We start from the raw sequence: 24,021 nt of genomic DNA on the forward strand, positions 1-24,021 counted from the left end.
GAGTATCAGATGAACAAGTTTGCTCTACTACCACTGTTCACGGTGGCGGTACTTTTTATTCTGGTCGGCATCCCCGTATTGTTCGTTGTGCTACAGGCCATTTTCCCACATTTAGGGGCCGGTTCGTTTTCAACCCCTTTTGCCACTTTTGCCGAAGTCTTTGCGCAAGCACGTCTGTTCTCTCTTCTGAAGAATACGCTGCTGCTTGGCTCCGGCGTCGCCCTGTGCTGCGCATTAATCGCCATTCCTCTCGGCGCCTTACGCGGATTATTTGCGCTGCCGATGGCCCGGTTTTGGGATCTGCTGTTTTTAGTGCCTTTCCTGATCCCGCCTTATATCGCCGGACTATCATGGATGTTGGCCTTACAGCCCCGGGGCTACGTTGAGCAATTATTGCCGATACAACCGGGCGATGCGCTGTTTTCATTACCGGGAATGATCGGCGTGATGACGCTGAATATTTTTCCCGTGGTCTATTTTGCGGTTTCCCGCAGTATGGCCGCCAGCGGCAACCGCCTTGCTGATGTGGCTCGCGTTCACGGGGCCAGCGGCTGGCAGGCATTTGTACGGATCACGCTGCCGTTGTCCTTACCTGCCACCGCGGCCAGCCTGCTGCTGGCCTTTACGCTGGCAATTGAAGAATACGGCATACCGGCTGCGTTAGGCTCCCGTGCGGGTATTCAGGTGCTGACCACCAATATTGAGCAGCGTTTAGCTGACTGGCCGATCGATCTATCCGGTTCAGCCGTACTGTCTTTGCTATTGGTTGCCATTGCGCTCTGCGCATTTACCCTACAGCGTGCCATGGTTTCGGGCCGCAATGTTGAAACGACCACGGGGAAACCAGCAGCGATCGTCACTCGCCCTCTGGGCATCTGGCGCTGGCCGGTATTAGTACTGTTTAGCTGCGTAGGGCTATTAGCCGCCGGCATTCCGATCGCCGCCATGCTCGTTACTGCGTTTTCGGCCAAGATCTCCAGCAGCATCTCCTGGCAAAATTTAACCTGGCAGCACTTCGCCATGCTGATTGATACGCAAAACGAAGCCTTGCCTGCGCTAACGACCAGCCTGGCTCTGGCGCTGGGGAGTGCATTATTGACGGGAGTAATCGGTTTTTTGTCGTCATGGCTGGTGGTGGCAAAACGCATCCGTGGCGCAGCGTTGCTCGACGGCTTGTCGATGTTGCCAGCCGCATTGCCGGGGATCGTGGTTGGCGTCGGATTGATCCTGGCCTGGAATCAAAACTTTTGGCCGGTGACACCCTATAATACCTGGGCAATTTTGCTGCTGGCCTATAGTTGCCTGCTGTTGCCTTATCCTGTCCGTTACAGTCACGCGGCATTGGCGCAGATTGGCAGTAATCTGGAATCAGCCGCCCGCGTTCATGGCGCCAGTGCAATGGCGGCATTGCGGCTGATCGTCCTTCCGTTGGTTTTTCCTAGTTTACTGGCGGCGATGATGTTGGTATTTGCCGTTGCGACACGCGAACTGGTCACTTCGCTTTTATTATCGCCTGCGGGAGTACAAACCGTTTCTATTTTTGTCTGGAGGCAATTTGAACAGGGTTCGGTAGGCGACGGCATGGCGATGGCCAGCGTTGCGGTTATCATCAGCCTGTCGGTGATGTTACTGGCACTGAGGTTTCATACGGGAAAAACAAAATAAGCGTCACATCCTATATAGCGACAGGCTTCAGCGATAGTCAGCATATCGCGCTAACCGCAACGCGTTTGTTGCCCTTAGTAAAAATCACATGCCGCCGCTTCAGACTGTTCCATCCATACAGGTTTATCGCTGGTTTTCAGCCACACACGGTGTAGATAGCTGTAAAAACGCGCGCGATCATGACGGAATAACATGACAGGCAAAGCCACTATGCCGACGAAGACGACAGCAATACGACGCAGGAGAATGCGGTGTAAAGGATAAGCAGTATAGAGTGACATAACGATCCTCCCTCGGGGATGCGTGAGCGGCTTCACTCACATTAACGATAAAATTAAAACTGAGATATTGATTAAAATTTTATCGTCTTTAGTGAAAATTTACTACTCATCCGACCAGAAAAAGATGAAATAATCGCCAGTTTTTTCGCAATCACGTCATTAAGTTACAAAATGGTTAAAAACAAACATACCATTAGTTAAACTATGGTTTTAAATCATAAGATCCACGTAACAATAAATTGGGCGTTCAGTGAACGGCTTTGTATGTGATGAAAATTGACGGCGAAAATTATCGCCCGTCTCATCTGGCGGCACGCCAGGACATCGCCATCAGTTAGCGTTTTATGCCATCAACGCTTCACGATTTTACTCCGCTACTCTGGCGATCGGCCGCCACTGGGCGTAACATTTCCGTTTTGTGCTTCACAACGTTTCTTGTCTATTTTCAGGGATATGAGCTCATGAGCAGTTGGTTAATCTATGCGTTGCTTTCTGCGCTGTGCGCCGCACTGGTCGCGCTGTTTGGGAAAATTGGTCTGCAAAACCTTGACGCCAATACCGCCACGGCAATCCGTTCCGTCGTCATGGCGCTCTTCCTGGTTGGCGTCGTGGTCGCACAGGGAAAGATCGCGATAGTCAGCGACATTCTTGCCAATAAAAAAGCGCTGTTGTTTATCCTGCTGGGCGGCGTGGCAGGCGCGATGTCGTGGTTATTCTATTTTGTTGCCTTGAAAAACGGCAATGTCGCTCAGGTTGCCCCTATCGATAAACTTAGCGTGGTGTTTGCTGTGGTACTGGCGGTACTGCTACTCGGGGAACAGATTTCGATGGTGGCCGGAGTCGGTGTGGCCCTGATCTCGGTAGGTGCGTTAATGGTGGCGCTGGGATAAAAACGCCGGGAGCGTTTTTCAACGTTGCCGAGCGGGGCGGCAGGCGTCCTGCCCGCCATAAAAAAGGCGCTGCAAGCAGCGCCTGAGGTGATTTATTTAGCATTCGCCAGCACAGCGCTGACAATTTCTACCGCTTCTTTCTCGATACGCGCCCGATGCTCTGCACCGAGGAAACTCTCACAGTAGATTTTGTAGGCTTCTTCCGTACCGGAAGGGCGTGCGGCAAACCAGCCGTTATCGGTTATCACTTTCAAACCGCCGATAGAAGCGCCATTGCCCGGCGCTGCCGTCAGGCGAGCGGTAATCGCGTCTCCCGCCAGCGTATTCGCCGAAACCTGTTCAGGCGATAACCGGGACAACGCCGCTTTCTGGGCATGAGTCGCCGGCGCCTGAATACGGTTATAGCTCGGCGCCCCAAAGCGCTGCGCCAGATCGTCGTAATGCTGCTGCGGATTTTTCCCCGTCACAGCGGTAATTTCCGCCGCTAACAGACACATGATGATCCCGTCTTTATCGGTTGACCACGGCGTACCATCAAAACGCAGGAACGACGCTCCCGCACTTTCTTCACCACCGAAGCCAAAGCTGCCGTCAAACAGACCATCAACAAACCATTTGAAACCAACCGGCACTTCCACCAGCTTACGGCCCAGATCGGCGACCACCCGATCGATCATGGCGCTGGAAACCAGCGTTTTACCGACAGCCACGGATTCGCCCCACAGCGGACGATGCTGGAACAGATAGTTGATAGATACTGCCAGGTAGTGATTCGGGTTCATCAGCCCGGCAGGCGTTACGATACCATGACGGTCATAGTCAGGATCGTTGGCAAACGCCAGGTCAAACTTATCGCGCAGCGCCAGCAGTCCGGCCATCGCCGATACCGATGAGCAATCCATGCGGATGACACCGTCGTGATCCAGCGTCATAAAACGGAACGTCTGATCAATCTCATCGTTTACCAGCGTCAAATCCAGCTTATATTGCTCGGCAATACGCTGCCAGTAAGCGATACCGGAACCGCCCAGCGGATCAACGCCCAGCTTCAATCCGGCACGTTGAATGGCGGCCATGTCCACCACGCTGGTTAACCCTTCCACATACGGTTGAACTAAATCCTGTTCATGCAGATAGCCACTTTTCCACGCTTGATCCAGCGTAATGCGTTTCACATCCCGCAGTTCATCAGCCAGCAGGGCATTGGCACGCGTTTCAATCACGCTGGTAAGATTGGTATCCGCGGGTCCGCCGTTCGGCGGGTTGTATTTAATGCCGCCATCTTCCGGCGGGTTGTGAGACGGGGTAATCACGATGCCATCAGCCAGCGCACCGCCTTGACGGTTGTGCACCAGAATAGCGTTGGAAACCGCAGGCGTTGGCGTAAAGCCGTTGTCCTGCTGAACAACCACATCCACACCGTTGGCCGCCAGCACTTCCAGTACCGAAATGAAAGCGGGTTCAGACAAAGCATGCGTATCTTTACCAACATAGCACGGGCCGCTAATACCCTGTTTTTTACGCTCTTCCGCAATCGCCTGCGCAATCGCCAGAATATGCATTTCATTAAAACTGTGACGCCCTGCACTACCACGGTGGCCGGAAGTACCAAACTTCACCGCATGCGCGGCATTCCCAACCTCCGGACGCAAAACATAATATTGTGACGTCAGTTGCGCCACATTAATTAAATCGCTCTGCTGGGTGGGTTTCCCTGCTCTTGGGTGATTAGCCATCGGCATTTCTCCCTGACGCTGTTGTCAAATAAAGAGTTAAATAGTTCCGCAAACTTTCTCTGTCAGTTCAGCAGGGAACTGCATCATCAGCATGATGTGTTCAACCATGCTGCGTTTACGACCGGTATTCGTGTTGGTAATGACCCAGTATGGCGTACCCGGTATATGCTTGGGTTTCGTGTGTGTGCCATTCTGAAGTAAAGTTTGCTGATCGCCGGCAAAATACACGCGCGTGCGGCCATGAAGTGATTCCGTCGCCACGGCAAACTCCGGCGGAGACAAGGTATACAGCGTGGACAGTACCAGCATAAAGCGATTGATTGCTTTATTCTGTTCAGCGTATTCGTCCGATAACAGCAGCTCGCGCAGCGTGCGGATCCGATCGCGTGGCCCCGGCATCGACGCCGGTTGAGCCGTGACTGCCGATTCCTGTACTTGCGGTACGACAACCTGGCCAGCGGTAAATTTCAACATACGCCGTAAAATATCCGATGCGCTCTCACCAATATGCTGTGTGTGGCTGGCGATATAACGATAAAGCTCTTCGTCGACCTCAATAGTTTTCATCTTTATCCAGTACTGTTTTATTACCCAATAGATTTCAACGTACAGAAGTCGGCAACTGAACAAAGCCCCTGGAACTTAGCTAAAATCTGCCTGGAGCAGATTTGAACGCTGCTTGCTGCGCCCCGGGGAGCCCAGGTAATTCAGGAAGCCGACACGCCTGCATTTGAAAGATGACGGGTATATTACTTAAATCAATCGTCAAGGAGTATACAAGCGATCAAACATTCTCGAACAGCGCCATAGCACAGACAATGCAAAAAGTCGGATTATGCCCCAATGTCTCTGCTTCTGCTCAAGCGGCCGTCCCTGTTCCTTCAACGACAGCATAATGTCGTAAAGTCATGATACCCTAAGCGCCTGTCTCTCTGAATGAACTTCACCATGAAATTGAATTATCGTTGGAAAAATGCTCATCAGCCGCAGGGCAAGCGACCCGTTATCCTTATTCATGGCCTGTTTGGCAATCTGGATAATCTTGGGGTATTGGGTCGGGAGTTGCAAAACCAACACGATATCCTACAAGTTGATTTACGCAATCACGGCTTGTCACCACGCTCGTCACAGATGACATATCCAGCCATGGCGCAGGATATTCTGGCGTTAATGGATGACTTAAACATTGAACGAGCCATCGTCATCGGCCATTCAATGGGCGGGAAAGTTGCTATGTCGCTTACTGCGCTGATTCCGGATCGGCTGGAAAAACTGGTAGTGATTGATATTGCGCCGGTGGATTATCAGCTGCGCCGACACGATGTTATTTTTACCGCGCTCAGGGCCGTCACCGAAGCAGGCATTACATCGCGTTCGGACGCTGCCGGATTGATGCGTCAGTTCATTAAAGAAGAAGGCGTGATTCAGTTTCTGCTGAAATCATTCCAGCAAGGTGAATGGCGCTTTAACGTGCCGGTATTGTGGGAGCAGTACGAGAATATCGTCGGTTGGCAGGTTGTTCCCCCGTGGCAAGGGCCGATTTTGTTTATTCGCGGTGAAAACTCACCCTACCTGGATGATATCTATCGTGATGCCTTATTAAGCCAATTCCCGACAGCCCGCGCATATGTGATCAGCGGCGCCGGTCACTGGGTGCATTCTGAAAAACCGGACGCGGTTTTACGCGCCATTCATCGTTTCCTGGATGCCGGTTGACCAGACAGGCCGTCAACGACAGTTAACCGTTGTCGCCGCCAGTGCGGCTAAGGTATGATGGCGCTCGCAGTAGAGGGACGGCTGATTCAGCCACAGGCATTGTAACCACATCATCAAAATGCACGCGTTATATACCTCATAGATTTCATCATGCAGGCAAACCAGATCGCCGGTTTCATGAAAGATAAAGGACGTAGGATGTGCGCGTTTTGGTCCGAATACCTTGCAGTATCATTACCTATGGCAAAAGAACAAACGGATCGCACCACGCTGGATCTGTTCGCAGATGAACGTCGCCCGGGCCGCCCGAAGACCAATCCGCTTTCACGTGATGAACAGCTAAGAATCAATAAGCGTAACCAGCTGCGACGCGATAAAGTTCGCGGATTGCGGCGTATTGAATTAAAAATCAATAGTGAGGCAGTGGATATACTGAATAGTCTGGCGGAACAACGGAATATCAGCCGTAGCGAACTCATTGAGCAAATACTGTTGGCGCAGTTGGCCGACCAATCGTCCTGAAATATCGATTTATGAAATTTGTACAGTGTCATCCCTGACACTGAGGAAAACCAGACTCAGAATTTTTCCCAATTATCCTGGCTGGGTGGCAGCGCTTTTCTGACAGACGTAGCGGCTACCGCTTTTGGCGCCGGCGCTGAATTTGCCACTGCCCGCGACTGTGGATGTTGCTCAGACAGCTGGAATAAAGAAACCGTCTGGTTCAGCAGCGCCGCCTGTTCCTCAAGGGATTGCGCAGCGGTCGAGGCCTGTTCCACCAGCGCCGCATTCTGCTGAGTCACGCTGTCCATCTCCGCGATCGCCTGACCGACCTGCGCAATGCCTTTGCTTTGCTCTTCCGAAGCAGACGCAATTTCTCCCATGATGTCTGTTACATTCGTCACCGCCCGCACAATTTCATGCATGGTGTTACCGGCATCTTCAACCAGATTCGACCCGGTATCCACACAGCGTACCGATTCGGAAATCAGCCCTTCAATTTCCTTCGCGGCTTGTGCACTGCGCTGCGCAAGACTGCGGACTTCCCCTGCCACCACGGCAAAACCACGGCCCTGCTCACCGGCTCGTGCGGCTTCTACCGCGGCGTTAAGCGCAAGAATGTTCGTCTGGAAGGCAATGCCGTTAATCACGGTGGTAATCTCAGCAATCTTTCTCGAACTGCCAGAGATTTCCGACATGGTTTTCACCACATTTTCAACGATATCGCCACCTTTTTTCGCGGTTGTTGACGCTTGCAGCGCCAATTGGCTGGCATGGTTGGCATTTTCCGCATTCTGCTTCACTGTTGCCGTCAATTGCTCCATGCTGGCAGCGGTTTCTTCCAGCGCGGAAGCCTGCTGTTCCGTACGTGATGACAAATCGTTATTGCCAGCCGCAATCTCTGATGCGCCCTGATAAATAGAGTCTGTACTGTTGCGGATTGTGCTGACGGTATTCGCCAGACTGGTTTGCATTTCCCGCAATAGCGGAAACAATTTACCAACGCAGTTGTGGCCAAAATCGATAATCGGCTTGCCTAGCTGGCCGGAAGCAATGACGCTGAAATGGTCGCGCAGCTCGTTCAATGGACGAGTCAGACAGATCACCAGATAGCGGTCGGTCAGGAACAGCATCATCAAACCGACCACCAAACCGGTCAACAAGATATTCTGACCGATCGAGGTAATCTGTTCGAATCGAATCCCCGCCGCATCAAACTTGTCAGCGCTGGCTTTACTGAAAGCGGTCAGCGATGCGCCGAACTGCCGGCTCAGCGGCGGAACCACGTTTTTAGCCTGATCCTGATAATCATCCAACGCATTGGCGGCCGCCTTTTGGTATAGCGGATCAACGCCCTGTGTAATCAGATTACCCCAGTCACGGCTGACCGCTTGCACCAGCGCATCATCCAGACCGGCATGATCGATGGCATTAAACGCGATCAAATCAGATTTTAAAGTATTCAACGCGTTCAAAGCGGATGCCTGCTCTTTATCCGCTGAATCATTATCGCCATTGCGGCGATAATCAACCGCTCGCGCCAAACGCGTGACCATACGAAAATACTGATCGTTGCCTTGATTGACAAAGTTCGTGTTTTGCACCAGCAAACTGCTGGTCTTGGATGTCGCTGTCATCTCTTTAAAAGAGAACATGGTATAGATAGAGACACCGCCCCATAACACGCAAAAGGTGCCTAACACCCACAGCATCGCCGTTCTAATGGCGATATCTTTTAATAGTCTCATAGCTTGCTCCAAACCTAAGCATTAAAATAACAAGGATGGCTTTTTATCGTTAATCAACAGACAGTTTTCAGAAAAAACCATGTCATGAAATATGTTACATCTCCCCCAATGTTCAATTTCATTGTGTTGAAAACAAAAGGGACCACGCTGACTAATCGACAAAATTCAGAGAATATTTAGCGTTGGAGATACCTTTCTTCAATTTATTGTTCTATTCCGAGAACAATTTCATAAATTTTCAGATATATAAGAATATTAAGTATCGTAAATGCCGCTGAAGAAGGTTAGCGACACTAACCGCAGCATATGAAAAAATCCGGTCACAGACAGTACGACGATACAATGAGCGGCAACCATGGCGAAGCACAGCACAGATCACCGATGTCAGGTTGATTTTCAGGTGTCTGGCCATACCCCGAAAGATAATATTCCGATTGCCGATAAAATTTAAACTTTTCAATTTCATACGGCCATACTACATATAGCTTATCATCTTCGTCATGATGATATTTGTTTAAAAATCCAACACACATCTCATGATTTGCCGAAAATTGTCCGGCTAGTAACCTGATAACGTGACAAAATTAGCGTAAAAGACGAAAAGATAAAATCAAAATGGCATTTCATTATTCTTTAAGCAAAAAATATAACATTTTATTTTTTAGCACACCGATTTTAATATTTCATTCGCACGCTAACATTTCAATAGGATAAAGAATAAGTGGATATGAGAAATAACCGCCTGATATTTCCCATTCCCTCCTTCAACCAATTCCGCATGCCTGTGACAACCTTACCGCGCTGTGCGTCATCAACCATCCCCTCGTTTAAAGACGATGGCAGCATGATTGACATTGCCACTCGCATACCAGATTGCCTTGAATATGCGTGTGTTAACCAACGCCAAACCGAAGTGGATAAAACCTCACCCAATTTACGTATCCTTACCGATACGAGTTTCTCATGCAGGTTGTGTCTGTTATTATGAGCCGATAAGTGGGTGAGACATGGCACCATACCATTAAGAATCAAGAGGTTATTTAATTCATGGCACTGATAGGCATTTTCTTTGGCAGTGATACTGGCAATACTGAAAACATTGCCAAGACGATCCAACAGCAGCTGGGCACCGACGTTGCTGAAGTTCATGACATCGCCAAAAGCAGTAAAGAAGATCTCGAAGCTTTCGATATCCTGCTGTTGGGTATTCCGACCTGGTATTATGGTGAAGCCCAATGCGACTGGGATGACTTTTTCCCGACGCTGGAAGAGATCGATTTCACCGGCAAACTGGTTGCCCTGTTTGGCTGTGGCGATCAGGAAGATTATGCAGAATACTTCTGCGATGCCATGGGCACCATTCGTGACATCATCGAGCCACGCGGTGCGACCATTGTCGGGCACTGGCCGACAGAAGGTTATTACTTTGAAGCATCGAAAGGTCTGGCGGATGACAACCATTTCATCGGTCTGGCCATTGACGAAGATCGTCAACCTGAACTGACCAGCGAACGCGTAACGACCTGGGTTAAACAGATCAGCGAAGAGTTGAACCTGAAAGAGCTGGTTGGTTAATATTGTTTCTGGCCCTGATAGCACGATCAGGGTCAGATCAATAGGAAAAACCTTTCATAATAATTGACACATTTTTTTAACTTCCCGCCATAAACCTGTACAATAAACCCATCGGTTTTGTACGTGCATGAATGTTTCTTCATTTATCAACAACACATTGCGTCAATACCTATAATAGGTGTAGGGACAACATTGTTAACATTCCATGGTTTCCATTTTGCATGCACGGTTCTATAATTGGGACGCTATTACATTTTTTGAGCCGACCGATGTCATAGGCTAGATAGCCTCCATTGATATAAGTAAGCAACAGGACTAAATCCGCATGACTGACAATAACACCGCATTAAAGAAGGCCGGCCTGAAAGTCACTCTTCCAAGACTGAAAATTCTGGAAGTATTGCAGGACCCAGAGTGCCATCACGTCAGTGCGGAAGATTTATACAAAAAACTGATTGATATGGGCGAAGAAATTGGTCTGGCGACCGTTTATCGCGTACTTAATCAGTTTGATGATGCTGGTATTGTCACCCGCCATAATTTTGAAGGTGGTAAATCAGTTTTTGAATTGACTCAACAACATCATCATGACCATCTGATTTGCCTGGATTGTGGCAAAGTCATTGAATTCCGCGATGAATATATTGAAGCGCGTCAGCGCGAAATCGCAGAAAGACATGGTATCAAACTGACAAACCACAGTTTGTATCTGTATGGCCATTGCAGCGCAGGGGATTGCCGTGAAGACGAAACCCTGCACGATGCAAGAAGATAAATCGACCGCATAAAAAATCCGCCGGAGCGACTTTTAACGTCGCCTGCGACGGCCCGCAGGGTGACGGGCAGGATCGCCCGTCATAAAATAAAACCGCCTCGGCGGTTTTATTTTTATATTACCGGGTACTCTGTTCGGCATTAGCCGACCCAGGTATCCCGCAAGCCGGCAGTACGGTTAAACACCAGATGCTCTGCACTGGAGTAAACACGATCTGCGCAGAAATAACCTTCTCGTTCAAACTGATAGGCCTTCTCTGCTTCAGCCTGCGCCAGGCTGGCTTCGACAAATCCATAAGTAATCTTCAGTGAATCCGGGTTAATGGTGGACAGGAAATCCTCCGCCGCGGCCGGGTTCGCGACGCTGAACAAACGATCATACAGACGGAATTCTGCCGGCAACGCATGGGCTGCTGACACCCAATGAATCACCCCTTTCACTTTGCGGCCATCTGCCGGATCTTTACTTAACGTTTCAGGATCGTAGCTGCAATAAATAGCGGTGATCGTGCCCTGCTCGTCTTTCTCGATACGTTCGGCTCTGACCACGTAAGCATTACGCAGGCGAACTTCTTTACCCAGCACCAAACGTTTGTATTGCTTGTTGGCTTCTTCACGGAAGTCGGCGCGATCGATATAAATCTCACGGCTGAACGCGACCTGGCGAGTCCCCATCTCCGGCTTATTCGGATGATTTGGCATGGTAACCCACTCTTCATGGTCTGAAGGCAGGCTTTCAATAATCAGCTTCACCGGATCCAGAACCGCCATGGCACGCGGCGCATTTTCGTTCAGATCGTCGCGGATACAGGATTCCAACGCCGCCATTTCGACGTTATTATCCTGCTTGGTAATCCCGATGCGAACACAGAACTCACGGATAGACGCCGCACTATAACCGCGACGACGCAAACCAGAAATGGTTGGCATACGCGGATCGTCCCATCCCTCGACAACCTTTTCCTCGACCAGCAGATTCAACTTGCGCTTGGACATGATGGCATATTCAAGATTCAGGCGAGAAAACTCATACTGACGTGGATGGCAAGGAACCGTAATGTTGTCCAGTACCCAGTCATACAAACGACGATTATCCTGGAATTCCAACGTACACAGGGAGTGCGTCACGCCTTCCAGCGCATCGGAAATGCAGTGGGTAAAGTCATACATCGGGTAGATGCACCACTTGTTGCCGGTCTGATGATGCTCAGCGAACTTGATACGATAGAGAACCGGGTCGCGCATAACGATAAATGACGATGCCATATCAATCTTGGCACGCAGACAAGCGGTTCCTTCAGCAAAACCGCCGTTACGCATTTTTTCAAACAGAGCGAGGTTTTCCTGTACGGTACGATCGCGATAAGGGCTGTTTTTCCCTGGCGACGTCAGCGTACCGCGGTATTCCCGGATCTGTTCCGGCGTCAGTTCATCAACGTATGCCAGTCCTTTACTAATCAACTCAACCGCATACAGGTGCAACTGATCGAAATAGTCGGAAGAATAGCGAACCTCACCGCTCCATGAGAATCCCAGCCACTCTACGTCACGTTTGATCGACTCAACGTATTCAATATCTTCTTTTACCGGGTTGGTATCGTCAAAGCGCAGATTGCACTGCCCATTGTAATCGCGTGCAATGCCAAAATTCAGACAGATAGACTTCGCATGGCCAATATGCAGATAGCCGTTAGGCTCTGGCGGAAAACGCGTCTGGATATGATCATGCTTACCGGATGCCAAATCTTCATCAATAATCTGACGGATAAAGTTAGTTGGGCGGGCTTCAGCCTCACTCATGCTTGATTCCTCAAATGCTAAAACGACATATAACCGCTAATGATCCAACAAGCTACGTCGGGAAACAACCGTTAGTTTCATTTAATTATTAATGATGAAAAAAACGGGGTGAGATTGTGATCTCACCCCGTAAATTTATAGCAAACCATCACTGTGTGACGTTTATTGCTCTTTGCTGACGCTCTTCAGCGCAGAAGCAATGGATTCCGCCTGCGTCCCCACCACTATCTGAACGCTCTGCTTATTCAGGCGGATAACGCCCGCGGCACCGAGTCGTTTGGCCTGAGCTTCATCAACCAGACCGGAATCCACCACATTCAGACGCAAGCGCGTGATACAGGCGTCAATCCCAACCAGATTATCTTTACCACCAAGCGCCGCCAGATAACCACGAGCCAGTTGGTTGGAATCCTGGGCGGCGGATGTTGCAGGCGTCGTGTTGACGTTATATCCATCGGCTTCGCTGCCGCTGACGGACAGTTCACGCCCGGGCGTCAGCAGGTTGAAACGAGTGATGGTAAAGCGGAACACCAGATAGTAAACACCAAAGAACACCAGTCCCTGTGGTATCAACATATACCAATGCGTCGCCAATGGGTTACGCGACGACAGCATCATATCCACCAGACCGGCGCTGAACCCGAAACCGGCTATCCAATGCATACTGGCCGCAATGAACACGGAAATCCCGGTGAGCAACGCATGCAGGAAATACAGCACCGGCGCGACAAACATAAAGGAGAATTCGAGCGGTTCGGTGATCCCGGTGAAGAAGGAGGCAAATGCCGCCGCGATCATAATCCCGGCAACTTTGTTCTTATTCTCAGGACGCGCGCAGTGATAAATCGCCAATGCGGCACCAGGCAGACCAAACATCATAATGGGGAAGAAGCCTGCCTGATAACGTCCGGTGATCCCCACAACCGCTTTACCCGCATCGATGGACTGCTGCCCGGCAAGGAAATTCGGGATATCGTTAATCCCGGCGACATCAAACCAGAACACCGAATTCAGGGCATGATGCAAACCAACCGGAATCAACAAGCGGTTAAAGAACGCATAGATCCCTGCGCCAGCCGAGCCCAATTGCTGAATGTGTTCACCAAAGGCCACCAGCGCATTGTAAATGGCTGGCCACACATACATCAAAATGAATGCAACCAGAATCATCAGGAACGATGTCAGGATGGGAACCAGACGGCGTCCGCTGAAAAATGACAGCGCTTTCGGTAATTCAACCCGACTAAAACGGTTATACAGTTCCGCTGAAATAATACCGATCAGAATACCAATAAACTGGTTTTCAATTTTCCCGAAAGCCGCAGGCACCTGATCGACCGGGATCTTCTGAATCATGGAGACTGCCGCCGGCGAACAGAGCGTGGTCAATACCAGATAGCCGACAAAACCGGTAAGTGCGGCTGCACCGTCTTTATCTTTCGACATGCCATACGCAACGCCCACAGCGAACAGCACCGCCATATGCTCAATAATGGCCGCACCTGATTTGATAAACAGAGCCGCCAGCGCATTTTCACTCCCCCAGCCCACCGGATCTATCCAGTAGCCGACACCCATCAGGATAGCGGCGGCAGGCAGCGTCGCGACTGGTACCATCAACGCCCGCCCAACCTTTTGTAAATAGCCTAGAATACTCACCTTTTCCTCTCTTCCCCTAGGGGTAAACAAAACTGCCGGTTAGATTTGCTCACTGCCGGGTCAAACCATCGTGTATGGCTTTGGCATGGAGTGTAAGAAAAATATTTCGCTACGCAAATTAAACCCTAGCATTATGTGATAACAATCACTAAAAAATCGCATACAAAAAGTTTATACCTGAATAAAACGCCAACTTATTTCAAGACAAAAAAAAACAAGGTACACTGATACTCAGTTTTAATCCCGGCATTGAAACGCGCCAATGGCGCGATTTAGCCTAATACTTATTTTATTCCCTATCGTTCTCAAGGTGCGGTAAGGCGGCAATAAAACCCGTTCCAGGAAATCAGGATAGCCGGAGGAACGGGAAAACGCAGGAAGCCGCCATATCGGCCACTTGAAAAAAGATGACGGGATCACCCATTGAGTAAACCAGGAGAGCACTGATGAGACTCATTCCCTTAAATACCACAGCGGAAGTCGGCAAATGGGCCGCACGTTATATCGTCCAGAGAATCAACGACTTTAATCCCAGCGCCAGCCGACCTTTTATTCTCGGGCTCCCTACTGGCAGTTCACCGCTGGAAGCCTATAAGGCGCTGATTTCAATGCATCAAGCCGGTTTGGTGAGTTTCAAACACGTTGTAACTTTCAATATGGATGAGTATGTCGGCCTGCCCAGCGACCATCCTGAAAGTTACCGTACCTTCATGTACCAGAATTTTTTCAATCACATTGATATTGCGCAGGAAAATATTAACCTGTTGAATGGTAATGCAGAGAACATCGAAGAAGAGTGTCTCCGCTACGAAGAAAAAATCAAATCCTACGGCAAGATCCATCTGTTTATGGGCGGCGTGGGCAACGACGGACACATTGCCTTCAATGAGCCCGCATCGTCTTTAGCCTCCAGAACGCGCATAAAAACCCTGACCGAAGAAACGCGTATCGCCAACTCCCGTTTCTTTGGCGGTGAGGCGAGCCTGGTGCCCAAATATGCGCTGACCGTTGGTGTGGGTACGCTGCTGGATGCCGAAGAAGTGATGATTCTGGTTACCGGACGCAACAAGGCACAGGCCTTGCAGGCAGCGGTAGAAGGAAATGTAAACCACATGTGGACAATCAGCTGTCTACAGCTTCATGCTAAAGCAATCATGGTTTGCGATGAATCGTCCACCATGGAGCTGAAGGTAAAAACGGTTAAATACTTCCGTGAGCTAGAAGCGGAAAACATGAAAAATCTTTAATCTATATCCCCAATAGATTTCAGGTACAGGACAAAACGTTGTCGTTTTGAACAACGCAAGGCGTTAGCCCTTCACGGGCGAGATTCATGCATGCGCCTCGTAACGCGGCAACCGAAGGACGAATTTGTCCAGCCAACGCGCCTGCGACTTGGAAGATGGCGGGGTAATCTGGGAGTTGATGATGTTCGCTTTAACAAATGGCCGGATTTTTACCGGTCACCAGGTGCTTGATAATCATGCAGTCGTGATTTCTAATGGTTTGATAGAGCGTGTCTGCCACGTTGGCACGCTCCCCGTCGAGTTGAAAAAGCATGACCTTGGCGGCGCATTGATCGCTCCCGGATTTATCGATCTGCAACTCAACGGCTGCGGCGGCGTTCAGTTTAATGACTCGCTGGAATCCATTTCGGTCAAAACGCTGGAAATCATGCAGCAGGCCAATCAGCGATCGGGCTGCACCAACTTTTTACCCACGCTGATTACCTCCAGCGATGCGTTTATGAAGCATGCGGTGGACGTCATGCGCGCCTATCTGGCACAAAACCGTCATCAGGCTTTGGGTTTACACCTCGAAGGTCCCTGGTTGAATATTATTAAAAAAGGCACGCATAATCCCGCGTTTATCCGCCAACCGGAGAAAGAACTGGTCGATTTTCTGTGTCAAAACTCAGATGTCATCACGAAAATCACGCTGGCGCCTGAAAAAGTCGAATCATCGGTCATCCGTCAACTTATCGAAGCGGGTATTGTGGTTTCAGCAGGACATTCCAACGCCACCTGGGAGCAGGCCAAACAAGGTTTTGCCGCCGGTATCCGTTTTGCCACGCACCTGTTTAACGCCATGCCTTATTTGACCGGTCGCGAACCGGGTCTGGTCGGCGCCGTCTACGATGCGCCGGAAGTCTATTGCGGTATTATCGCCGATGGTTTACATGTTAACTGGGCAAATCTTCGTAACAGTAAACGAATCAAAGGTGACAAACTGGTGCTGGTCACCGATGCTACGGCGCCGGCAGGCGCGGATATTGACCAGTTCAGTTTTGCTGGTAAAACCATATACTACCGTGACGGGCTATGTGTGGATGATAACGGCACCCTGAGCGGCTCGGCCCTCACGATGATCGAAGCCGTACGCAACAGTGTAGAACAGGCCGGCATTCCGCTGGATGAAGCCATCCGCATGGCTACGCTCTACCCTGCTCGCGCCATCGGCGTGGACAGGCAGTTAGGCAGTATCGAGAGCGGTAAAGTTGCCAACCTGACGGTCTTCAACCGCGATTACCATATTCTTAATACCTTTGTTAACGGTGACGATGTGTTGGCGGCAACAAAGCACTGATTACAGCGAGTAACTTTTTCATGACCACAGGCGGACAAGCGCAGATAGGGAACGTTGATCTGGTTAAACAATTGAACAGCGCGGTCGTGTACCGTCTGATTGATCAGCATGGTCCCATCTCACGGATACAGATTGCAGAACAAAGCCAGCTTGCCCCCGCCAGCGTCACGAAAATTACTCGTCAGCTTCTGGAACGCGGGCTGATAAAAGAAGTAGACCAACAGGCATCCACTGGCGGCAGACGCGCCATCTCTATTGTCACTGAGACCCGGCCTTTTCATGCTATTGCCGTTCGGCTTGGCCGCCACGACGCCACCATTGCGCTGTATGACCTGCAGGGAAAGTCGCTGGAGGAAGAACATTATAAGCTGCCGGAAAAAACGCAGGAAACGCTGGAAAGCGCTTTATTCAAAGCGATCGACCACTTTATCGATAGCCACCAGCGCCGTATCCGCGAGCTGATCGCCATTTCCGTCGTGCTGCCTGGACTGGTTGATCCGAATGTGGGCGTTATCCGCTACATGCCGCATATCAACGTCAATAGCTGGCCGCTGGTCGAAAACCTGCAACGTCATTTCCACGTCACCAGTTTTGTCGGGCATGATATTCGCAGCCTGGCGCTGGCGGAACATTATTTCGGCGTCACACATGACTCATTGGACTCCATTCTGGTGCGCGTCCATCGTGGAACCGGAGCCGGTATTCTGGTCAACGGACAGATTTTTCTCGGCAATAACAGTAATGTCGGAGAGATCGGCCACATCCAGATTGACCCACTGGGAGAACGATGTCACTGCGGTAATTTTGGCTGTCTGGAAACGGTTGTCGCCAATGCCGCCATTGAGCAGCGGGTACAGCATTTATTGCAGCAGGGCTACCCAAGCAAAATCACTCCCGACAACTGCACCATTACAACCATCTGCAAAGCCGCTAACCGTGGTGACACCCTGGCCAGAGAAGTCATCGAACACGCCGGGCAATATCTAGGCAAAGCAGTTTCCATTGCCATTAACCTGTTTAATCCGCAAAAAGTGGTGATTGCCGGCGAAATCACGGAAGCCGAAAAAATCCTGTTGCCGGCAATACAGCGCTGCGTCAATGCTCAGGTATTGAAAGATTTCCGTATCAACCTGCCTATCGAAGTTTCCAGCCTGAACCATCTCTCAGCAATCGGCGCCTTTGCACTGGTAAAACGAGCCATGTTGAATGGCGTTTTGCTGCAACATCTGCTTGAAAATCACTGATTATCGCGTTTGTCACCTTATGCCGGATTATGTAATCCCTAAAAATCCGGCGATTCTATTGAATTAATTTACCGATCCATCACCAATTGATGATAATAATTATCGAAACAACATCAAGATGGCTTTTTTCATTAGATAATATTGAATTATGGTAGCGTTTTGATGCTAAATCATTGGTACTGACACAGCATCTGTAATCATAATGCAGAAACACGGAATGCCCTGCTCGCCCCGTGAATCGCATCTAGTTAATCTGAAACAAAGCTTCGCTTGGCAATACAAGTGAATTGAGGGAGTGATTTATGTGTTCTATTTTCGGTGTGCTCGATATTAAAACCGATCCTGTTGAATTGCGTAAAAAAGCGCTGGAATTATCACGTTTAATGCGTCACCGCGGACCCGACTGGTCCGGCGTTTATGCCAGCGACAAAGCGATCCTGGCTCATGAACGTCTGTCTATCGTCGATGTGAATACCGGCGCTCAACCGCTGTACAACGCTGCGCGCACCCACGTTTTGGCTGTTAACGGTGAAATCTATAACCATCAGGCGTTGCGTCAGCAATACGGTGACCGTTACGCGTTCCAGACTGGCTCCGACTGTGAAGTTATTCTGGCGTTGTATCAGGAAAAAGGACCTGAATTCCTGGATGATCTGCGTGGTATGTTTGCTTTCGCCCTTTATGACAGCGAAAAAGACGCTTACCTGATTGGCCGTGACCACCTGGGCATCATCCCGCTGTACATGGGCTATGACGAACACGGCAACTTCTATGTCGCCTCGGAAATGAAAGCGCTGGTTCCGGTATGCCGCACGATTAAGGAATTCCCGGCAGGCAGCTATCTGTGGAGTAAAGACGGAGAAATCCGTGAATACTATCGCCGTGACTGGTTCGATTACGAAAACGTAAAAGATAACGAAACCGACGCCGTCGCGCTGCGCGATGCGCTGGAAGAATCCGTGAAAAGCCATCTGATGTCTGACGTTCCTTACGGTGTGTTGCTGTCTGGCGGTTTGGACTCTTCCGTTATCTCCGCCATTACGAAAAAATACGCCGCGCGTCGCGTAGAAGACGATGAGCGTAGCGAAGCCTGGTGGCCGCAGTTGCACTCTTTCGCGGTGGGTCTGGAAGGTTCCCCGGACTTGAAGGCCGCTCAGGAAGTTGCCGAACATCTGGGCACCGTTCACCACGAAATCCACTTCACCGTACAAGAAGGTCTGGATGCCATTCGTGACGTGATCTATCACATCGAAACTTATGATGTGACCACAATCCGCGCCTCAACGCCGATGTACCTGATGTCCCGCAAGATCAAAGCCATGGGCATTAAAATGGTATTGTCGGGTGAAGGTGCGGATGAAGTGTTCGGCGGTTACCTGTATTTCCACAAAGCACCGAACGCCAAAGAGTTCCACGAAGAAACCGTGCGTAAATTGCTGGCGCTGCACCAATATGACTGTGCCCGCGCCAACAAGGCAATGTCTGCCTGGGGTGTGGAAGCGCGCGTACCGTTCCTGGATAAAAAATTCCTGGACGTGGCCATGCGTATCAACCCGCGTGACAAAATGTGCGGCAGCAACGGCAAAATGGAAAAACATATTGTACGCGAGTGCTTTGAGTCATACCTGCCGTCCAGCGTGGCATGGCGTCAAAAAGAGCAGTTCTCCGACGGAGTGGGTTACAGCTGGATTGATACACTGAAGGAAGTTGCCGCGCAGCAGATTACCGATCAGCAACTGGAAACCGCACACTTCCGTTTCCCGTACAACACGCCGAACTCCAAAGAAGGCTATCTGTACCGCGAGATCTTTGAAGAGCTGTTCCCGGTTCCAAGCGCCGCGGAATGTGTCCCTGGCGGCCCGTCAGTGGCATGCTCTTCTGCCAAAGCGATTGAGTGGGATGAGTCCTTCAAAAAGATGGATGATCCGTCAGGTCGCGCCGTTGGCGTACACCAGTCCGCCTACCAATAATCTGGTTTATTCGCTCTGTAAAACGGGTCATCAGTGACCCGTTTTTTCTATTTAATTTATCGGAAAAGCCAGCTTTTTGGCGCTTTTCTCACCATACTGTTCACAACCCAGACAAACGGTACAAGGTATGCGCTTTTCGGGAAAAAATTTGTTGACGCAATTAGGCCAACTACGCATAATGCGCCCCGCAACGCCGATGAAGGTGACGCGGAAAAGATGGCTACGTAGCTCAGCTGGTTAGAGCACAGCACTCATAATGCTGGGGTCACAGGTTCGATTCCCGTCGTAGCCACCATCTTTTTTGCGGGAGTGGCGAAATTGGTAGACGCACCAGATTTAGGTTCTGGCGCCGCAAGGTGTGCGAGTTCAAGTCTCGCCTCCCGCACCATTACTTTCACGGTTTGACATCGCTTTTTGAAGCTTGTTAGTGTTCTGTTATTGATGGGGTATCGCCAAGCGGTAAGGCACCGGTTTTTGATACCGGCATTCCCTGGTTCGAATCCAGGTACCCCAGCCATATTCAAAATACACGCTGATAATTCGCTGTCCTGTTGGGGTATCGCCAAGCGGTAAGGCACTGGTTTTTGATACCAGCATTCCCTGGTTCGAATCCAGGTACCCCAGCCATCTAATTGATGTTAAAGATTTTTATTGAAGTATAGTAAGAATAGCAGTAACATTTGGCTACGTAGCTCAGCTGGTTAGAGCACAGCACTCATAATGCTGGGGTCACCGGTTCGATTCCCGTCGTAGCCACCACATTTTTGGGGTATCGCCAAGCGGTAAGGCCCCGGATTCTGATTCCGGCATTCCCAGGTTCGAATCCTGGTACCCCAGCCAAATAGAGAAGCCCGCTAAGCGGGCTTTTTTATGTCTGAAGATCCTGTCACCATACGATTACGCCGCCATATCGGCGGCGTAGAGCAATGTCTTAAATAAGACTGTTTAAACAAGCGATGGGTTAAACGCCAATGGCGTACTTCAGGGCTTGTTGTTTTAATTTTCCCGCGCGCTGGGCGACCATCAGCGCCAGATTACGGGCCAGACTGAGCGGCGGTAGCGAGTTGCTGAACGCGTTGTAAAACAGATCCATACCACTTTGCATCAGCAGGTTATCAGGCTTGCGACGATGCTGGTAACGACGCAACACCCGTTCGGAATACCACGCTTCGCCGGCATCGCGGGCGCTGATCAACACGTCCAGCAATGTCTCCACATCCCGATAGCCCAGATTCACCCCCTGTCCCGCCAGAGGATTGATGGTATGCGCAGCATCGCCCAACAGCGCCAATCCCGGCTTAACATAGGTTTGCGCATGCCGGCGAACCAGCGGAAACGACCCCGCAGCCAGCGATTTGACCGCTCCCAGACGCTCAGGAAAAATCGCCGCAATCTCTTTGTCCAACTGCGCCAACGGCATCGTCTGAAGTTGTCGAATGCGCTTCGGACTGTCGTACCATACCAGCGATCCCCAGTGGTCAAACAGCGGCAGAAACGCACGTGGCCCGGCAGGCGTAAACTGCTGCCAGGTGACATCCTGTTGCGGATATGGCATTTCGACACTGATTAACATGCAGGATTGACGGTATTGCCAACCGCTGATGCCAATGCCGGCCCACTGACGTACCTGAGAATTTGCACCATCGGCCCCGATCACCAGTGACGTGGTCAGCGTTCGTCCGTCACCGAGTTGCAGGCTCCAGCCCTGTTCGGTTTGTTGCAAATGCTCAGGCGTTGCAGGGCAATAGCGCTGGCAGTGAGCCTCTTCCCCCAAACATTCCCAAAGCGCCAGCTGCAAGACCCGGTTTTCCACCATGAATCCCAACTCAGGTAAATGGATGTCCGCCGCATCAAACACCACGCGAGCATTTTCCCACTCCCAGGTTTCAAGGCGTCGATATGGCGCACTACGCATCCGCTCGACTCGTTGCCAGGCTCCGAGCGATTTCAGCAACGCAACAGAGGCATAGCCTACCGCTGAAACGCGGAGATCGGGGGGGCTCTCAATATCGAAAGATGCCGGCGCTTGCTGCTCGACAACCGCAACCTGAAAACCATTCCGGGCCAGCCCCAATGCAGCGGCGGCACCGACCATTCCGCCCCCGACAACGATCGCATCATAATGCATACTGGTTTTATCCCTCTCTGGCTATCGTCGTAAACACCGGTGAAAATAGATAACCACAGTGTACTGGATTTCGGATTAACTTTTCAGAAAAGCGGTTATTTTATAAAAGTGAATACGTTATAAAATCGACCGTTTTCAGACACTGGTCACAACGTCAGCGAACGATTACAATACCCGGCCCGAATCAAGGGAATCTTTCTTACCCGCACTGAGTAATGGCAAGTCGATGACAAAAAAACTGCATATTAAAACCTGGGGCTGTCAGATGAACGAGTATGATTCATCCAAGATGGCTGATTTACTGGGAAGTACGCACGGTTATGAATTAACCGAGGTCGCGGAAGAGGCCGATGTTCTGTTGCTCAACACCTGTTCAATCCGTGAAAAAGCGCAGGAAAAGGTCTTCCATCAACTTGGCCGCTGGAAGGCGCTGAAAGATATCAATCCCAATCTGATTATTGGCGTTGGTGGTTGCGTGGCTTCACAGGAAGGCGCGCATATCCGCGAACGCGCGCACTATGTTGATGTGATTTTCGGTCCGCAGACGCTACACCGACTGCCGGAAATGATTAACCATGTTCAGGGCACCCGTAGCCCGGTCGTGGATATCAGCTTCCCTGAAATCGAGAAATTTGACCGTCTGCCGGAGCCGAAAGCTGAAGGCCCGACGGCATTCGTTTCCATCATGGAAGGCTGCAATAAATACTGTACGTTCTGTGTCGTCCCTTATACGCGCGGCGAAGAAGTCAGCCGCCCCTGTGATGACGTCCTGTTTGAAATCGCACAGCTGGCGGAACAAGGTGTGCGTGAGGTTAACCTGCTTGGGCAAAACGTGAATGCCTACCGCGGTGCAACCTACAATGGTGATATCTGTTCCTTTGCCGAACTGCTGCGGCTGGTTGCGACCATTGACGGTATCGATCGCATTCGTTTCACCACCAGTCATCCGATAGAGTTTACCGACGACATTATCAGCGTGTATGAAGACACGCCCGAACTGGTGAGTTTCCTTCATTTACCAGTACAAAGCGGCTCCGACCGCGTATTGACGATGATGAAACGCCGCCATACCGCGCTCGAATACAAATCGATTATCCGTAAACTACATAATGCCCGCCCCGGCATTCAGATCAGCTCCGATTTTATCGTCGGTTTCCCCGGCGAGACGCAGGCTGATTTCGAGCAGACCATGAAGCTGATTGCCGATGTTAACTTTGATATGAGCTACAGCTTTATATACTCTGCTCGCCCGGGAACGCCTGCGGCGGACATGGTAGATGACGTACCGGAAGAAGAGAAAAAACAGCGTCTGTATATTTTGCAGGAGCGCATCAGCCAGCAGGCGATGCAATATAGCCGCCGTATGCAGGGCACCGTTCAGCGTATTCTGGTTGAAGGCACGTCGCGCAAAAGCGTGATGGAACTGTCAGGACGCACGGAAAACAACCGCGTCGTCAACTTCGAAGGAACGCCGGACATGATTGGTAAATTTGTCGATGTAGAAATCGTAGACGTTTACCCGAACTCACTGCGCGGTATCGTGGTGCGTACGGAGGATCAGATGGATTTACGCGTTCACGAATCGCCTTCCCAGGTTATCGCCCGTACCCGCAAAGAAAACGAAATTGGTGTCGGCATCTACCAGCCTTAATTTTCGTCGTCTTCCTGTCATCAACATCATGGGTGGCGCCGCCACCCATTTTTATCCCTGCATAAACACCACCTCCTATGGAGGTGGTCAGCAACAT

The 24,021-nt window shown here is 50.5% G+C and carries 18 protein-coding genes and 6 tRNA genes; 17 read left to right on the forward strand and 7 right to left on the reverse strand.

The window, feature by feature from the left end; genetic code table 11:
* Positions 1-9 precede the first annotated feature (9 nt).
* Positions 10-1,665, forward strand: a complete 1,656-nt coding sequence (locus tag B4923_RS07310) for an ABC transporter permease (RefSeq protein WP_109053692.1) — start codon at positions 10-12, stop codon at positions 1,663-1,665.
* Between the two features lie 74 nt (positions 1,666-1,739).
* On the opposite strand, the gene B4923_RS07315 is transcribed toward B4923_RS07310, so the two are convergent.
* On the reverse strand, positions 1,740-1,946 hold the full coding sequence (locus B4923_RS07315; protein ID WP_109053693.1) for a YbfA family protein: 207 nt from the start codon (positions 1,944-1,946) through the stop codon (positions 1,740-1,742).
* 461 nt (positions 1,947-2,407) lie between these two features.
* Between B4923_RS07315 and B4923_RS07320 the strand changes: the two genes are divergently transcribed.
* Positions 2,408-2,836, forward strand: coding sequence for an EamA family transporter (locus B4923_RS07320; protein ID WP_109053694.1), 429 nt, complete (start codon positions 2,408-2,410; stop codon positions 2,834-2,836).
* Between the two features lie 92 nt (positions 2,837-2,928).
* On the opposite strand, the gene pgm is transcribed toward B4923_RS07320, so the two are convergent.
* Together pgm and seqA are read right to left on the reverse strand one after the other, a co-directional pair.
* Positions 2,929-4,572, reverse strand: coding sequence for a phosphoglucomutase (alpha-D-glucose-1,6-bisphosphate-dependent) (gene pgm, locus B4923_RS07325; protein ID WP_109053723.1), 1,644 nt, complete (start codon positions 4,570-4,572; stop codon positions 2,929-2,931).
* Positions 4,573-4,608: 36 nt separating this feature from the next.
* A complete protein-coding gene (gene seqA, locus B4923_RS07330) occupies positions 4,609-5,139 on the reverse strand; it encodes a replication initiation negative regulator SeqA (RefSeq protein WP_109053695.1) in 531 nt (176 codons plus the stop codon).
* Positions 5,140-5,520: 381 nt separating this feature from the next.
* Here seqA and ybfF point away from each other — a divergent pair, with 381 nt between their 5' ends.
* Entirely contained in the window at positions 5,521-6,288 is a 768-nt protein-coding gene (ybfF, locus tag B4923_RS07335; protein WP_109053696.1) for an esterase, read from the forward strand.
* 240 nt (positions 6,289-6,528) lie between these two features.
* Positions 6,529-6,810 (forward strand): LexA regulated protein, encoded by a 282-nt coding sequence (ybfE, locus tag B4923_RS07340; RefSeq protein ID WP_109053724.1) that lies wholly within the window; start codon positions 6,529-6,531, stop codon positions 6,808-6,810.
* 56 nt (positions 6,811-6,866) lie between these two features.
* Here ybfE and B4923_RS07345 read toward each other — a convergent pair whose 3' ends face one another.
* The gene (locus B4923_RS07345; RefSeq protein ID WP_109053697.1) at positions 6,867-8,537 is read right to left on the reverse strand and encodes a methyl-accepting chemotaxis protein; all 1,671 of its coding nucleotides are present in this window, start codon (positions 8,535-8,537) and stop codon (positions 6,867-6,869) included.
* Between the two features lie 1,047 nt (positions 8,538-9,584).
* On the opposite strand from B4923_RS07345, the gene fldA reads away from it, so the two are divergent.
* Both fldA and fur read left to right on the forward strand, forming a co-directional pair.
* Positions 9,585-10,112: a flavodoxin FldA gene (gene fldA, locus B4923_RS07350; RefSeq protein WP_109053698.1), complete on the forward strand. Its 528-nt coding sequence runs from the start codon at positions 9,585-9,587 to the stop codon at positions 10,110-10,112.
* A 325-nt stretch (positions 10,113-10,437) separates the two neighbouring features.
* Positions 10,438-10,887 (forward strand): ferric iron uptake transcriptional regulator, encoded by a 450-nt coding sequence (gene fur, locus B4923_RS07355; RefSeq protein WP_109053699.1) that lies wholly within the window; start codon positions 10,438-10,440, stop codon positions 10,885-10,887.
* Between the two features lie 140 nt (positions 10,888-11,027).
* Here fur and glnS read toward each other — a convergent pair whose 3' ends face one another.
* Positions 11,028-12,686, reverse strand: a complete 1,659-nt coding sequence (glnS, locus tag B4923_RS07360) for a glutamine--tRNA ligase (RefSeq protein WP_109053700.1) — start codon at positions 12,684-12,686, stop codon at positions 11,028-11,030.
* A gap of 162 nt (positions 12,687-12,848) precedes the next feature.
* Positions 12,849-14,345, reverse strand: coding sequence for an N-acetylglucosamine-specific PTS transporter subunit IIBC (gene nagE / locus B4923_RS07365; protein ID WP_109053701.1), 1,497 nt, complete (start codon positions 14,343-14,345; stop codon positions 12,849-12,851).
* A 446-nt stretch (positions 14,346-14,791) separates the two neighbouring features.
* Here nagE and nagB point away from each other — a divergent pair, with 446 nt between their 5' ends.
* The 10 genes from nagB (at position 14,792) to B4923_RS07420 (ending at position 20,985) form a co-directional block, all read left to right on the forward strand.
* A complete protein-coding gene (nagB, locus tag B4923_RS07370) occupies positions 14,792-15,592 on the forward strand; it encodes a glucosamine-6-phosphate deaminase (RefSeq protein WP_109053702.1) in 801 nt (266 codons plus the stop codon).
* A gap of 181 nt (positions 15,593-15,773) precedes the next feature.
* Positions 15,774-16,931, forward strand: a complete 1,158-nt coding sequence (nagA, locus tag B4923_RS07375; protein WP_109053725.1) for an N-acetylglucosamine-6-phosphate deacetylase — start codon at positions 15,774-15,776, stop codon at positions 16,929-16,931.
* A 20-nt stretch (positions 16,932-16,951) separates the two neighbouring features.
* Positions 16,952-18,175, forward strand: a complete 1,224-nt coding sequence (gene nagC / locus B4923_RS07380; protein ID WP_109053703.1) for a DNA-binding transcriptional regulator NagC — start codon at positions 16,952-16,954, stop codon at positions 18,173-18,175.
* A 302-nt stretch (positions 18,176-18,477) separates the two neighbouring features.
* Positions 18,478-20,145 carry an asparagine synthase B gene (gene asnB / locus B4923_RS07385; protein WP_109053704.1) on the forward strand — a complete coding sequence of 556 codons (1,668 nt, stop codon included), beginning with the start codon at positions 18,478-18,480 and terminating at the stop codon, positions 20,143-20,145.
* Positions 20,146-20,363: 218 nt separating this feature from the next.
* Positions 20,364-20,440: transfer RNA gene (locus B4923_RS07395), tRNA-Met, on the forward strand.
* A gap of 8 nt (positions 20,441-20,448) precedes the next feature.
* Positions 20,449-20,533 (forward strand) — tRNA-Leu (locus B4923_RS07400).
* 54 nt (positions 20,534-20,587) lie between these two features.
* Positions 20,588-20,662, forward strand: a tRNA-Gln gene (locus B4923_RS07405).
* A gap of 35 nt (positions 20,663-20,697) precedes the next feature.
* A tRNA-Gln gene (locus B4923_RS07410) sits at positions 20,698-20,772 on the forward strand.
* Positions 20,773-20,827: 55 nt separating this feature from the next.
* Positions 20,828-20,904 (forward strand) — tRNA-Met (locus tag B4923_RS07415).
* 6 nt (positions 20,905-20,910) lie between these two features.
* A tRNA-Gln gene (locus tag B4923_RS07420) sits at positions 20,911-20,985 on the forward strand.
* A 121-nt stretch (positions 20,986-21,106) separates the two neighbouring features.
* Here B4923_RS07420 and ubiF read toward each other — a convergent pair.
* Positions 21,107-22,273, reverse strand: coding sequence for a 3-demethoxyubiquinol 3-hydroxylase (gene ubiF / locus B4923_RS07425; RefSeq protein ID WP_109053706.1), 1,167 nt, complete (start codon positions 22,271-22,273; stop codon positions 21,107-21,109).
* Between the two features lie 226 nt (positions 22,274-22,499).
* On the opposite strand from ubiF, the gene miaB reads away from it, so the two are divergent.
* Positions 22,500-23,924 (forward strand): tRNA (N6-isopentenyl adenosine(37)-C2)-methylthiotransferase MiaB, encoded by a 1,425-nt coding sequence (miaB, locus tag B4923_RS07430; RefSeq protein ID WP_109053707.1) that lies wholly within the window; start codon positions 22,500-22,502, stop codon positions 23,922-23,924.
* Positions 23,925-24,021: the final 97 nt, after the last annotated feature.

Origin of the sequence: Brenneria roseae subsp. americana, from assembly GCF_003115815.1 — a bacterium.
Classification (GTDB): domain Bacteria; phylum Pseudomonadota; class Gammaproteobacteria; order Enterobacterales; family Enterobacteriaceae; genus Brenneria; species Brenneria roseae.